Here is a 13,744-nt window from a genome sequence, read left to right as displayed (position 1 = left end):
TGATCCCGCTTCCGACGGCTTATTCCGCGGGGCGGGGGCTTGGTTCCGGGAGTACGTCCCGGAGGCGCTCCAGGATCATGTCCACCACGCCAACGATGTCGAGGTCCGTGGTATCCAGTTCCCAGGCATCTTCGGCGGGCTTGAGGGGGGCCACGCTACGCTCGCGGTCGCGGCGGTCACGCGCCTCCATCTCGTCCTGAAGGGCGGAGAGATTAGCACTAAGTCCTTGTTCCTTCAACTGCATGTAACGTCGCCGGGCACGCTCCTCGGCGGAGGCCGTCAGGAACACCTTCAGGTCCGCGTCGGGGAAGACCACCGTGCCCATATCGCGCCCATCGGCCACCAGCCCTGGGGCCTTTGCAAAGCCCCGCTGACGCGCCAGTAGCGCCTCGCGAACCGCCGGAATGGCCGCGATTTGAGAGGCGTCGCTTCCCGCCTGTTCCGTCCGCAGAAGCTGATCCACCGAGGCCCCTTCCAGCAAGGTATTCACGGCGGTCGCGTCCTGATTGACCTCGAAATCGACATCCAGGCCGGCGGCAAGCCGCGTCAATGCGACCTTGTCGGTCAATTCGACCCCGTGCTGGCGCGCGGCCAGTCCGACCAGACGATAAAGCGCACCGCTATCCAGTAGATGCCAACCCATCGCGGCCGCCACGCGCATGCACACGGTGCCTTTGCCCGCCCCACCAGGGCCGTCGATGGTCAGGATAGGAATCGCGGCACTCATACCACCTCCAGCTGCAATCCGGCCGTGCGGGCCAATTCGACAAAACCGGGGAATGAGGTCCCCACGTTGGAGCAATCGCGGATGCGGATTGGCGCGTCAGCACGCAACCCCGCCATCGCGAACGACATCGCAATGCGGTGATCGCCATGGCTGTCCACGTCGCCTCCGGTGAAACCCTTTCCGCCCTGGATGCGAATCCCATCCGGCTGCACTGCGCACTCCACACCCAGTGCGGCCAGGCCGTCTGCCATCACCTGGATGCGGTCACTCTCCTTCACCCGCAGTTCTTCGGCCCCGGTCAGCACCGTCTCACCCTCGGCACAGGCGGCCGCCACGAAGAGCGCGGGGAACTCGTCGATCGCCAGGGGTACCAGGTCCTCGGGAATCTGGATGCCTTTGAGCGCGGCGGCCTCGACTTCCAGATCGGCCACGGGCTCACCACCTGCCTCGCGCTCGTCGAGCACTCGGATTTCCGCGCCCATCAGGCGCAGAATATCGATCACACCGGTGCGGGTCGGGTTGATCCCAACATGCTCCAGGCGCATCCGCGAGCCAGCAGCGATGGAGGCCCCGACCAGGAAGAACGCCGCCGAGGAGATGTCCGCCGGCACATCTACGGGACTCGCGACCAGCTGGCCGCCGCCCTCGACACAGGCCCGCGGTCCGTCCCCCTCGACGGGATAACCGAAGCCGGCCAGCATCCGCTCGGTATGATCGCGAGTCGGTGCGGGCTCGGTGACGCAGGTGCGACCCTCCGCCCACAACCCGGCGAGCAGGAGCGCAGATTTCACCTGCGCACTGGCCACCTTGAGTACATGATCCGTGCCCCGCAGCGGCGCACCGCCGTGGATCCGCAGCGGCGGCGTACCGGCCTCGCTGGTATCGATCCGCGCGCCCATTAACGCCAGCGGATCGGTGACCCGTCGCATCGGCCGCCCGGTCAGGGAGCGGTCCCCAACCAATTCGCTGTCAAACGCCTGACCGGCCAGCACACCGCATAGCAGGCGCATCGCGGTTCCCGAGTTCCCCATGTCGAGGGCCACCGCTGGTGCCTGCAAGCCACGCAGACCGGCACCTTGGATACGCACATCGCCAGGCCCGGTACGCTCAATGGTTACGCCCATGGCACGAAAGGCCTCCAGCGTGGCGATGCAATCCGCCCCTTCGAGAAAGCCGGTCACGCGCGTTTCGCCCTCTGCCAGGGCCCCCAGCATGATCGAACGATGAGAGATGGACTTGTCGCCCGGCACGCGGGCGCGGCCCGCGAGCTGCCCACCGGGCTGTACGGTAAAGGTATTCATTGGTTATCAGGTATCCAGTTGTGCATCCGCAGGGTCGCAGAGGCGATCGCGGGTTTCCTTGGCATGTTCGAAGTTTTGTTCGATTTGGGCGGCATCGCCTCGCTCGATCGCGGCGCGCAACGTCTCCAGATCGGCCTGATAATGGCGGATGACCTCGAGTATGGCCTCGCGATTGGCGAGGCAGATATCACGCCAGACCACCGGGTCACTGGAGGCGATGCGGGTAAAGTCGCGAAAGCCCCCGGCTGCGTAATGAAAGATCTCGTCACGCTCGCTCATGTTCGAAAGCGAGGACACCAGCGTAAAGGCCAGGACATGGGGCAGATGGCTGGTCGCGGCCAGTACCCGATCGTGGTGCGCCGGGGTCATGTATTCCACCCGAGCCCCCGCAGCCTGCCACATCGCCGCGACCCGGTCGGTCGCGAGGGGATTGGTGGCATCCGCCGGGGTCAGGATCACTAGGCGCTCGCGGAACAGGCTGGAAAATGCCGCCCCTACCCCGCTTTTCTCCGTGCCCGCGATGGGATGCCCCGGGACAAAGCCACGCGGGACCTCGCCAAACCCGGCACCGACGGCGTCGATCACCGCCTGCTTGCTGCTACCCACGTCGGTCAAAGGGCTGCCCTCCGGCCAAGCGTCCGCGAGATCACGGGCCAGTGGTTCCATCGCGCCCAGCGGCACCGCCAAGACGCCCATGTCGGCGCCTTCGGCGGCCTCCGCCACGTCGGTGGTCCAGCGATCAATAACGCCTAGGCGCTGCGCCTCGCGCAGGTTGTCGGCATTGCGCGAACAGCCAACGACTTCGCGCACCGCCCCCGCCTCGCGCAGAGCCAGCGCAAGCGATCCCCCGATCAGCCCCACACCAAAGATGACGAGCCGTTCGATCACGCCAGGGCCTTCTTCAGTGCCATGAGAAACCGATCATTGTCCTCCGGCGTTGAAACCGTCACGCGCAGATGCCCAGGAAGACCGTAGTTCTCGACCGGGCGCGTGATGACCCCTTCGCGCAGCATCACGTCGTATACGGGGCCGGGGTCTCGGCCGGTGTCGAAAGTCACGAAATTGCCCACCGAAGGGATCACACGCAGCCCCATCTCGCGCAGGGCCTCGCTCACCTGGCGCACGCCCGCCCGGTTGATGGCGACCGATTTTGCCACGTGTGCGGCATCATCCAGGGCCGCCAAACCGGCTGCCTGGGCCACTGCGTTTACGTTGAACGGCTGACGAACCCGATTCAACAGCTCTGCAACGCCCGGTGAGCTGACCGCGTAGCCGAGCCGCAAACCGGCAAGGCCCTGGATCTTGGAAAAGGTTCGCGTCACGATCAGATTCGGGAAGCGATCCAGCCACTGCGTCGTGTCGGGATAGCTGGCTTCTTCAACGTACTCGAAGTACGCCTCGTCGACTACGATCACGGTGGTAGCAGGCATCGCGGCCACGAATGCCTCAAGCGCCGCTGTGTCCAGCCAGGTGCCGGTAGGATTGTTCGGGTTGGCCACGAAGACCACGCGCACATCGGCATTCACGCGCGACTGCATCGCGGCAAGGTCGTGTCCAAAAGGCTGCGCGGGATGATCGGCGGGCAGCGCTGGCGCCACCCGTGCTTCAGCGTTGACCGCCTGTGTAACCAGCGGATAGACCGCGAACGCATGCGCCGAAAACACGGCGGCCCGACCCGGCGCCAGCCAAGTGCGGGCAATCAGTTCCAGCACCTCGTTGGAGCCGTTGCCCAAGGTAATCTGCTCCGGGGCAACACCATGGCGTTCGGCCAGCCGGGACTGCAGTTCAAAACCGTTTCCGTCGGGATAGACATGGGCATCGGCCAGCGCCGCATGGCCAGCCTCCACCGCCAGCGGTGACGGGCCCAGTGGATTCTCGTTGGAGGCCAACTTAATTGCCTGAGTGATCCCCAGTTCACGCTCCAGCGTGGCCACTGGCTTGCCCGGCTGGTAGGGACTCAGCCTCTGGACCCCGGCGACCGCAAGGGTCACCGGATCAAAGTCCACACGGGCCGGGTCGGCCTGACCCGATACGGAAGGATTGGATGCCATTGGGGATGCCTCGGCGTGTCAGGTAGAAGATTCAGGAACGCAATTCAGGTCGCGGCTTGGGGATAACTTCCCAGCACCTTGACCGTGTCCGCGCTTGCGCGCAGCTGTTCCAGGCAATCACGGATCAACGGGTCTTGCTGATGTCCGATCAGGTCGAGGAAGAAGACGTAGTTCCAAGGCGTGCAACGCGAAGGCCGCGACTCAATCCGGGTCAGGCTGACCCCCGCCTCCGCGATCGGCTTCAACAGCGAGTACAACGAACCGGGCCGATTCGCAGTACTCAGCATCACCGAGGTCCGGTCCGCGCCACTGGGCTCGGTGGTGCCGGAGCCAATAATCAGGAAACGGGTGGTGTTGTCGGCGCGATCTTCCACGTGTGGCACACGTACCGGGAGCTGGTAATGATCCGCGGCCGCCTGGCTTGCCAGCGCCGCCACCGAGGGATCGGTCGCGGCGATCTCCGCCGCGCGGGCATTGCTGGAAACCGCCTCGCGTTCGGCGTGCGGCAACTCGTTGTCCAGCCATTGCCGACATTGCGCCAGCGCCTGGGCATGGGCCAGCACCCGCCGCACCTGACCCAACTCCTCCGCATGGGACAGCAGATGATGATGAATCGGGGTAATCACCTCGCCACAGATCTGCAGAGAAGAATCCATGAAACAGTCGACGGTGTGGGTCACTACACCCTCTGAGCTGTTCTCGATGGGCACAACCCCGAACTGGGCGCGCCCCGTCTCCACCGCACCAAACACGGCGTCGATGGAGGCAAGGGGCTGGGTCTCCACCGCATGGCCAAAGTGCTTGCGAGCCGCCAAATGGGTAAAGGTTCCCACCGGCCCCAGATAAGCCACGTTAAGCGGATACTCCAGCGCCAGACACTCCGACATGATCTCGCGGAACAGTCGGGTGATGGCTTCCGCCGAAAGCGGCCCAGGGTTTTGCTCTCGCACCCGCCGCAGGATCTCGGCCTCCCGTTCCGGGCGGTAGAATACGGGATTGCTCTCTTGGCTACGTTTGACCCGCGCCACCGCCTCGGCACACCGGGCACGCTCGCTCAGATGCGCCAGTAATTCACTGTCCAGCGCGTCAATGCGCGCCCGCAGCGCGGCGAGATCGTCCCGCTCGGGGGGCTGGTGCGAATGCTGATCTTCAGCCACGGTCTACAACACCCGCGCCCGCAACACGCCGTCGATTTCGTGCAATGCGCTTAGTGTCGCCGGGTCAGGGTGCCCATCCACGTCCAGCAGGGTGTACGCCAAATCCCCGCGAGAATCGTTCATCAGATGCAGAATGTTGATGTTCGATTCACCCAGGGTGTGCGAGATGCGCCCCACCCGGTCTGGAAGATTCTGGTTGATGATGGCGATGCGCGTATCGCCCTTGCGGTCCAGGACCAGGGTTGGGAGATTCACCGAATTCACGACGTTACCGTTTTCCAGGTAGTCGCGTAGCTGATCCGCGATCATTATCGCGCAGTTCTCTTCGGACTCGGTCGTCGAGGCCCCCAGATGCGGCAAGGTGATCACCCGCGGGTGTCCGACCATGCCCTGAACGGGAAAGTCGGTGACGTAGGCGTGCAGACGTTCACTGTCCAGGCCCTCGCGCACGGCCTCGTCGTCCACGATGCCTTCGCGCGCCAGATTCAACACCATTGCCCCAGAATTCATCCCTGCCAGGGTCTTGGCATTGACCAGATTCGCGGTGTTCTCCGTTAGTGGCACATGCACGGTCACCGCATCGGCCCCTTCCAGTGCCGCCTCGACCGAACGGGCGCGCTCGATGCCTGAGTGCAGGCGCCAGGCGTTTTCCACAGTCACCTTGGGATCGAACCCCACGACATCCATGCCCAGCGCCCGTGCCGCATTGGCCACGCCCACGCCGATCGCACCAAGGCCGAGTACCGCCAACCGGCGTCCGGGCAGTTCAAAGCCGGTGAACTTCTTCTTACCCTGCTCTACCGCGGACATGAAGTCTTCCTTGGTCGGGTCGAGCTCCCGGACATAGCCAGCGGCCGGCAGCAAATTGCGCGCGCCCAGCAGAAGGCCGGCGATCACCAATTCCTTCACTGCGTTGGCATTCGCTCCGGGGGCGTTAAAGACCGCTACGCCACGCTCGGACAGCGCCTGCACCGGAATATTGTTCACTCCGCTACCAGCACGACCGACGGCCAGCACCGATTGCGGAATCTCCACCGAATGCAGGTCGAACGACCGCAGCATTAGTGCATCCGGCTTGTTGATATCCGAAGCTACTTCGTAATGGTCGCGCGGGAAACGGTCCAGTCCGCGCACCGCGATGTTGTTGTAGGTCTGAATTCGGTACATCACGACCTCCTGGCCCGGTGGTTACGCCGGTGATTGCGGTTCAACGGGATCAGGCGTGGCGGTTCTCAAAATCCGCCATGAACTCGATCAGGCCATCCACCGCGCTCTCCGGCACCGCGTTGTAGATACTGGCGCGCATACCGCCCACGGAGCGATGCCCCTTCAGGGAGGACAATCCTGCCGCATCGGCCTCATTCAGAAACGTCCCGTCCAGCGAGTCATCCGCGAGAATAAACGGCACGTTCATCCACGACCGAGCCGCGGGCTCGACCGGATTCCGGTAGAAGGCAGAATTGTCGATGTAGTGATAGAGCTTGGCGGCCTTGCGCTCGTTGATCTCCGCCATTTTTTCGAGGCCACCCTGCTCCAGCAGCCACTCGAATACCAACCCGGCCAGATACCAGCCAAAGGTCGGCGGGGTGTTGTACATCGAGTCATTCTTCGCCTGCAGCGCCCAGTCCAATACCGCCGGCACGGGGGCCTGCCTGTCGCGCTCCAGCAGATCGTTATGCACGATCACCACCGTCAGGCCAGCTGGCCCGATGTTCTTCTGCGCCCCGGCGTAGATCACGCCGAACCGCGACACGTCGATCGGCCGCGACAGAATGGTGGAGGACATGTCCGCCACCAGCGGCACGCCCCCGACATCCGGGATGTCGGGGAACTCAACCCCGCCGATGGTCTCGTTCGGGGTGTAATGCACGTAGGCGGCATTCGGGTCGAGATTCCAGGAGGCACGATCCGGGATCGAGTCATACCCGCTGGCCTGCGAGCTGGCCACGATATTGACCGGCCCGTACTTCTGGGCCTCCTTGATCGCCTTGCCCGACCAGGCGCCGGTGTCGATGTAGTCCATACCCTGGCCATTGCCGAGGTTCAGGGGGATGGCCGCAAACTGCCCGGTGGCACCCCCCTGCAGGAACAAAACGGTGTAGTTGTCGGGGATGTTCATCAGCTTGCGCAGATCCTGCTCGGCCTTCTCGGCGACCGCCATGAACGGCTTGCCGCGATGGCTCATCTCCATCACCGACATCCCGGAACCACGGAAATCCAGCAGCTCGTCGCGGGCGCGTTCCAGCACCGCTTGAGGCAGAGCCGCCGGCCCTGCGCTGAAATTCATCACTCGCGTCATGCCTGTTCTCCATCATCGCTGGATTCGGGACCCGCATTCGGGTCCGCTTCGGCTTCCATCTCGTCCGAATCGTCGTCCTCACCCTCGCCCTGCAGCTGCGCCACGCGGGCCAGTTCCACCAGATTCTCGTTCTCGTCGAGGCGGATCAGACGCACGCCCTGCGTATTGCGCCCAATCAGCGGAATCTGATCCACCGGGGTGCGCACCAGCGTCCCGCCGTTGGTAATCAGCATCACCTCGTCATCGTCGAGCACCCGGGAAGCACCCACCAGGAGGCCGTTACGGCCCTCGGTCTGAATCGCGATCACGCCTTGGCCACCGCGGCGGTGGACGGGGAATTCGTCGAACCGGGTGCGCTTGCCATAGCCATGTTCGGTCGCCAACAGGGCCGACCCTTCGTCTACATTCAGCAGCGCGATCACACGCTGATCGTCCTCCATGCGCACGCCGCGCACCCCGCAGGCGGTGCGCCCCATGGCGCGTACGTCGCTCTCGTGGAAGCGAACCGCCTTGCCCGCCGTCGTCACCAGCATTACATCCAGCGTGCCATCGGTCAGCGACACGTCCACCAGATGATCGCCCTCGCGCAGATCCACCGCGATGATGCCTGAGGCCCGGCGGCGCGAGAAATCGGTCAACGGCGTCTTCTTGACCGTCCCCTGAGCCGTCACCATGAAGACGTAATGATCCGGATCGTACTCACGCACCGGGAGAATCGCATTGATGCGCTCGTCAGACTCCAGCGGCAGCAAGTTCACAATCGGCTTGCCGCGGGCGGCGCGCGAACCCTGCGGCAGCTCGTAGACCTTGAGCCAGTAGACGCGTCCACGACTGGAGAAACACAGGATCGTGTCGTGCGTGTTGGCTACCACCAGGCGGTCGATAAAGTCCTCTTCCTTGAAGCTGGTCGCGGCCTTGCCCCGTCCACCGCGACGTTGCGCGCGGTAATCGGCCACCGGCTGGTACTTCACGTAGCCGGCATGCGACAGCGTGACCACGACGTCTTCTTCGCCGATCAGATCTTCCAGCGTCAGGTTGGCCTGGCGTTCGCGCAGCTCGCTGCGCCGTTCATCGCCAAACTGCTCGGCGACCGCCAGTAGCTCGTTGCGGATCTCCAGCTGCAGGCGATCGCCGGATCCGAGGATGTCCAGCAGATCGTCGATCAGTTCCAGAAGCTCGCGATACTCATCGAGGATCTTGTCTTGTTCCAGCCCGGTAAGTCGATGCAGCCGCAGGTCCAGGATCGCCTGGGCCTGGGCCTCGGAAAGACGATAGCCGTCCGCACCCACGCCGTATTCGGCTGCCAGGTCTTCCGGCCGCGAAGCGCTGGCCCCGGCCCGGTCGAGCATGTCGCTGACCACACCCAGCGGCCAGCTGCGGGCCAGCAGACCGGCCTTGGCCTCGGCAGGGTTGGGGGCCGCGCGAATCAGCTCGATCACCGGATCGATGTTGGCCAGCGCAATCGCCAGGCCTTCCAGGATATGCGCGCGCTCTCGGGCCTTGCGCAGGTCATAGATCGTGCGCCGGGTCACCACCTCGCGGCGGTGACGCAGGAAGGCCTGCAGAACCTGACGCAGGTCCAGCACCTTCGGCTGGCCGTCCACCAAGGCCACCATGTTGATCCCGAAGACGTTCTGCATCTGGGTGTGCATATACAGGTGATTCAGCACAACCTCGGCCATTTCGCCGCGCTTGAGCTCGATTACCAGGCGCATGCCGTCCTTGTCGGACTCGTCACGCAGCTCGGAGATGCCTTCAATGCGCTTTTCCTTCACCAGCTCCGCGATTTTCTCGGTCAACCGTGCCTTGTTCACCTGGTACGGCAGCTCGGTCACCACAATGGCCTCGCGCTGCCCGCCTTCTAGGGGCTCCACGTGCGAGCGGGACCGGATCAGCACCCGACCACGCCCGGTGCGGTAGGCCTCGCGTACACCATCGACACCGTTGATGATGCCGGCGGTGGGGAAATCGGGCCCGGGCACATGTTCCATCAGACCGTCGATCGAGATCTCGGGATCATCAATGAGCGCCACGCAGGCGTTGATGACTTCGCGCAGGTTGTGCGGCGGGATGTTGGTCGCCATGCCCACGGCAATCCCGGCGGACCCGTTGACCAGCAGGTTCGGGAACTTGCTCGGCAGCACCGCCGGCTCGGTCTCGGAACCGTCGTAGTTGTCGATGAAGTCGACGGTTTCCTTGTCGATGTCGGCAAGCAGTTCGGCCGCGATGCGCGCCATGCGCACCTCGGTATAGCGCATGGCGGCCGGCGAATCGCCGTCGATGGAACCGAAGTTGCCCTGCCCGTCCGCGAGCATGTAGCGCATCGAGAACGGCTGCGCCATGCGCACGATGGCGTCATAGACCGCGGAGTCGCCATGCGGGTGATATTTACCGATCACGTCACCGACCACGCGCGCCGACTTCTTGTAAGGCTTGTTGTAGTCGTTGCCCAGCTCGCGCATCGCGTGAAGCACGCGGCGGTGGACCGGCTTGAGGCCGTCTCGGACATCGGGGAGAGCCCGGCCCACGATTACGCTCATTGCGTAATCGAGGTAAGACTGCTGCATCTCGTCTTCGAGATTGACCGGGAAGATTTCCTTGGCAAATTCAGCCATCGAGAGTTACGCCGTCCGTCTGAACAAGCTCGCGATGATACCACAGGGGTAACCACTAGGGACGGCCTTTTCGCCCCTCAAAACGGTTCTCCGAGCCTCTCAGGCCCTTATCGGCTTCATGCAGCCCCGTATTGGGCGGCTGTCAGACAAGCGAGCCGGTCTCCGCAGGCTCCCGCAACACAGCCAGACGCTCCATTGTGGGCGCCTCGACCACGCCGCTTTCGGTCACAATGGCGTCAATCAAGTCCGCCGGGGTGACATCAAACGCCGGGTTGAACCCGCGAGCGCCATCGGCGGCAACACGCTGCCCCCCAAGCGCCAGCACCTCGTCCTCACCCCGCTGCTCGATGGGGATGCCATCACCATTCGGCATATCAAAGTCGATGGTCGCCACGGGCGCCGCCACCATGAAGCGCACACCGTGGGCACGTGCCAGAACCGCCAGTCCATAGGTGCCGATCTTGTTCGCGGTATCACCATTGGCGGCAATCCGGTCCGCGCCCACAATCACCCAGCCGATCCGGCCAGAACGCAGGAGACTGGCGGCTGCACCTTCGCACAGAACCTGGACCGGGATCCCGTCATGGACCAGCTCCCAGGCGGTCAGGCGACTGCCCTGCAACCAGGGGCGGGTCTCGTCGGCAAAAACCTCTTCGATGCGACTGGCATCCCAAGCCGCCCGGATCACACCGAGTGCCGTGCCATAGCCTCCGGTTGCCAGTGAGCCAGTATTGCAATGCGTCAGGACCCCGCGCCCCGGCTCAATCAGCTCCGCACCCAGTGCACCCATGTTTCGATTGCCCGCGATATCCGCATCGAGCATTCGTTGGGCCGCCGCTGTGGTCGCGGCTACAGCGGCTTCGGCACTGGCACTGGCCGTCACTTCGGCTTGCATGCGATCCAGGGCCCAGAACAGATTAACGGCGGTGGGTCGCGCACCCCTCAAGGTCTCGACATCACCCGTCACCCGCGCACGCCAGTCGTCATGTCCCTGGGCCCGCTGACAGGCCAGCGCCACCCCAAAGGCCGCGGTGATGCCGATTGCCGGCGCGCCACGCACCACCATGTCGCGGATCGCTTCCGCAACGGCGGGGGCGGCATCGTACGTCTGCCAAAGAGTCTCCTGCGGGAGCCGTCGTTGGTCCAGCAGCTGCAACTGGCCCTTCGCAAATCGGATCGGGCGAATGGTGTCGGAGTGTACTTTGCTCATGTGCTCATTCTATCAGGGCGGTCTCGCCGAGCGCCCAGCTTGGCAACCTTCCCGAGGGATGGGCGTGGTGGGAACGGTGGTATGCCACAGGCGGCGGGTCTGGGCACGATTTCCAGGCGTCACCCTCAATTCCGTATCCGCCTCCAGTCGCAGGGCCCCCTGTACGCCGGTTTCCTGCAACGGGATGCAGGCGGCCATCAGCCGCTGGCGAACCGACTCGGCCAGGCCTCGACGCTGACCATCGGTGCTCGCCCATGCGATTTGCGGCCGGGCATCGTCCAGCCAACCCCGGCTCAAGCTATCCGCGCCGGCCCCACGTGGCACTACCAGTAAGTCGCTCTCCCGGATCGTCGCCGACCGCCGCATCAGGATCGCCTCGCCCAGCCCGGAAAGGCCCCCGGTCAGAACCAGCCGTACGCCGCCTGCCGTCTCGACCGCCAGTACACACGAGGCGGAGGCCTGGTCATTCCATCCAGGCGGTGGATGTAGCACCTCGAAGCGCACCCCATCCCACTCCCATTGCTGTCCGGCTCGGCATTGCCGTTCGTTATGTGCTTCCGGACGACGCCGCAGAACCTCCGTCACGGGCATTGCGTCGCGAACCGCAGGAGCACCTCCGGCATGGGCGGCATGCTCATGGCTTAGAATCATCCGGTCCAGATCCCGTAGCCCCGATGCACGCAGGGCCGGCACGACGATCTGCTCTCCTGCACTGAAACCGTCGTCCCGTCCAAACCCGGCATCGAACAGCAAGGCATGTCCACGGGTCTGCAACAACACAGACTGGCTATTCCCCACATCCAGCAGCTGAGCTCGCAAGGCGCCCTCCGCGATGTCCGGTCGCAACGGCAACACCAGCGCCAGCCCCACCAGCAGAGTCCAGACCGCCCCTAACCGCAGCCGGGGCTGCAAGGCGAGTAGCACCCCCAAACCGCCCAACAGGCTCGCGGCTAGGGGCACTCGCCGCTCGTCAACCAGTACCGGAAGCGTGGACAGTCGGTCCAGCAACACCAGCAGCATGGCCAGAACGCCGTCACCAAGGTAAAGAAACGGGGCGCCCAGTGGGGTCCACAACGCACTGAGCCCCGCGCCCACCAACAACACCGGCAACACCAGAAGGCTGATCACGGGCACCGCGATCAGATTCGCAACCGGCGCGATCCAGGACCCCAGCTGGAACCAGGCCAGACTGAGAGGCAACATGGCGAGAGCCAGCATCACCTGGATGGTCCCGGCCTCGCGCCATCCCGGCCGGCGAGAGCGTCCCTGCAATAGCAGCAAAATGACCGTGACCGCGCCGAAGGAGAACCAAAAACCGGGCGCCAGAACGCTGGCCGGCTGCCAGACCACCACCGCGATGGCCGCCAACATCAATCCGCGCCAAGCGAAGGCCTCACGGCGCCACAACAAGGCCGCCATGAAGGCACCGAGCATGATCACGGCGCGTTGGGTGGGAATACTGAACCCTGCCATGGCCGCATAGATCACAGCGCCGAAGAGACCCGTGAGCGCCATGAAAGCGGCTTTTCTGGAAACGCCCTGAAGGGGTCGCGACACGGACCACAAACCACCCGCCAGCAAACCCACGAACCCCGCCACCAGGCCCACATGCAGCCCGGAAATTGCCATCAGGTGGTTGGTCCCGGTGCGCAGAAAGGCCTGCCACTCTCGGGACGTCATGCCCTGGCGATCACCAATCACCAGGGCCTGGATCAAGCCTGGATGATTCAGACTTGGCGCCGCGCGCTCCATGCGATCGCGCAACCAGCCCCGCCCATGGTGCAGACGTGCCCGCCAACGGATTGTGGTCGATGGTGGAACCGACTCCTGGAGCGGTGTCCATTCCAATAGGGTCCCGGAACCGTGCAGCCCCTCACGGTAATACCAACCCGCACGATCAAAGCCTCCGGGATTCGAGCGGCTAGCGGCAGGACGCAAGCGCACGGCCATTCGTGCCCGTGTCCCTGCGAGGATCTCCGGTCGCCCAGGATAGACCGTCACCAATAAATCGCGGGCGGATACATTCTTCGGCCCGGCCAGCACTGCATCCACCGTGATCCGAAAGCGGCTGCGATGCTCGAGATGTTCCGGCAAGCTGGTGACCGTTGCCGAGACGACGATCTCCTCACCCGCAAGCGAGGGCTTCACCACCTGTTTGAGCCAAGTGTCGGCCGTCACGAAAACCAAGGCCCAGGCCATGAGGGCACCGGCTGCGGTGGCGACGAACACCCGGATCGGAAGCTTCAAATGCCGCGCGGCGGCGAGGATGAACAAACCCGTCAGCGCAAGAACCACGACGTACGATGCAGTCAGCTGGGGTAGCTCCGGCTGACGGTGCAGCCACCAGGCGACCAGCAGCAACCCCAACGTAAAGCCTTTCATTG

Annotated in this window: 10 protein-coding genes; all 10 read right to left on the bottom strand. The window is 64.2% G+C overall.

Annotated features, from left to right (window positions below; all coding sequences use genetic code 11):
• Positions 1-19 precede the first annotated feature (19 nt).
• Positions 20-727: a (d)CMP kinase gene (gene cmk, locus F462_RS12455; RefSeq protein ID WP_018140123.1), complete on the bottom strand. Its 708-nt coding sequence runs from the start codon at positions 725-727 to the stop codon at positions 20-22.
• Positions 724-2,028, bottom strand: a complete 1,305-nt coding sequence (gene aroA, locus F462_RS12450; protein WP_038054656.1) for a 3-phosphoshikimate 1-carboxyvinyltransferase — start codon at positions 2,026-2,028, stop codon at positions 724-726. The genes cmk and aroA overlap by 4 nt, the downstream gene beginning before the upstream one ends.
• Positions 2,029-2,034: 6 nt before the next feature.
• Positions 2,035-2,916 carry a prephenate dehydrogenase gene (locus F462_RS12445; protein WP_018140125.1) on the bottom strand — a complete coding sequence of 294 codons (882 nt, stop codon included), beginning with the start codon at positions 2,914-2,916 and terminating at the stop codon, positions 2,035-2,037.
• Complete coding sequence (gene hisC / locus F462_RS12440; protein ID WP_038054654.1) at positions 2,913-4,079, bottom strand: histidinol-phosphate transaminase; 1,167 nt, start codon at positions 4,077-4,079, stop codon at positions 2,913-2,915. The genes F462_RS12445 and hisC overlap by 4 nt, the downstream gene beginning before the upstream one ends.
• 44 nt (positions 4,080-4,123) lie before the next feature.
• Positions 4,124-5,236 (bottom strand): prephenate dehydratase, encoded by a 1,113-nt coding sequence (gene pheA, locus F462_RS12435; protein WP_038054652.1) that lies wholly within the window; start codon positions 5,234-5,236, stop codon positions 4,124-4,126.
• A 3-nt stretch (positions 5,237-5,239) separates the two neighbouring features.
• Complete coding sequence (locus F462_RS12430; protein ID WP_038054650.1) at positions 5,240-6,403, bottom strand: 3-phosphoglycerate dehydrogenase family protein; 1,164 nt, start codon at positions 6,401-6,403, stop codon at positions 5,240-5,242.
• Between the two features lie 49 nt (positions 6,404-6,452).
• Positions 6,453-7,535 (bottom strand): 3-phosphoserine/phosphohydroxythreonine transaminase, encoded by a 1,083-nt coding sequence (serC, locus tag F462_RS12425; protein WP_038054649.1) that lies wholly within the window; start codon positions 7,533-7,535, stop codon positions 6,453-6,455.
• On the bottom strand, positions 7,532-10,150 hold the full coding sequence (gene gyrA, locus F462_RS12420; RefSeq protein ID WP_038054647.1) for a DNA gyrase subunit A: 2,619 nt from the start codon (positions 10,148-10,150) through the stop codon (positions 7,532-7,534). The genes serC and gyrA overlap by 4 nt, the downstream gene beginning before the upstream one ends.
• Positions 10,151-10,292: 142 nt before the next feature.
• Positions 10,293-11,360, bottom strand: coding sequence for an S-methyl-5-thioribose-1-phosphate isomerase (mtnA, locus tag F462_RS12415; RefSeq protein WP_038054645.1), 1,068 nt, complete (start codon positions 11,358-11,360; stop codon positions 10,293-10,295).
• A 12-nt stretch (positions 11,361-11,372) separates the two neighbouring features.
• Positions 11,373-13,673, bottom strand: a complete 2,301-nt coding sequence (locus F462_RS12410; RefSeq protein WP_208854179.1) for a DNA internalization-related competence protein ComEC/Rec2 — start codon at positions 13,671-13,673, stop codon at positions 11,373-11,375.
• Between the last annotated feature and the right edge of the window lie 71 nt (positions 13,674-13,744).

Origin of the sequence: Thioalkalivibrio sp. ALJ1, assembly GCF_000745395.1 — a bacterium.
Taxonomy (GTDB): domain Bacteria; phylum Pseudomonadota; class Gammaproteobacteria; order Ectothiorhodospirales; family Ectothiorhodospiraceae; genus Thioalkalivibrio.
This window is presented reverse-complemented; position numbering and strand designations above follow the sequence as displayed.

What these genes read in the sequence shown, in the direction of transcription:
- cmk (WP_018140123.1), bottom strand. Translation starts at nt 727, where the DNA reads ATGAGTGCCGCGATTCCTATCCTGACCATCGACGGCCCTGGTGGGGCG.
- aroA (WP_038054656.1), bottom strand. Translation starts at nt 2,028, where the DNA reads ATGAATACCTTTACCGTACAGCCCGGTGGGCAGCTCGCGGGCCGCGCC.
- hisC (WP_038054654.1), bottom strand. Translation starts at nt 4,079, where the DNA reads ATGGCATCCAATCCTTCCGTATCGGGTCAGGCCGACCCGGCCCGTGTG.
- F462_RS12430 (WP_038054650.1), bottom strand. Translation starts at nt 6,403, where the DNA reads ATGTACCGAATTCAGACCTACAACAACATCGCGGTGCGCGGACTGGAC.
- serC (WP_038054649.1), bottom strand. Translation starts at nt 7,535, where the DNA reads ATGACGCGAGTGATGAATTTCAGCGCAGGGCCGGCGGCTCTGCCTCAA.
- gyrA (WP_038054647.1), bottom strand. Translation starts at nt 10,150, where the DNA reads ATGGCTGAATTTGCCAAGGAAATCTTCCCGGTCAATCTCGAAGACGAG.
- mtnA (WP_038054645.1), bottom strand. Translation starts at nt 11,360, where the DNA reads ATGAGCAAAGTACACTCCGACACCATTCGCCCGATCCGATTTGCGAAG.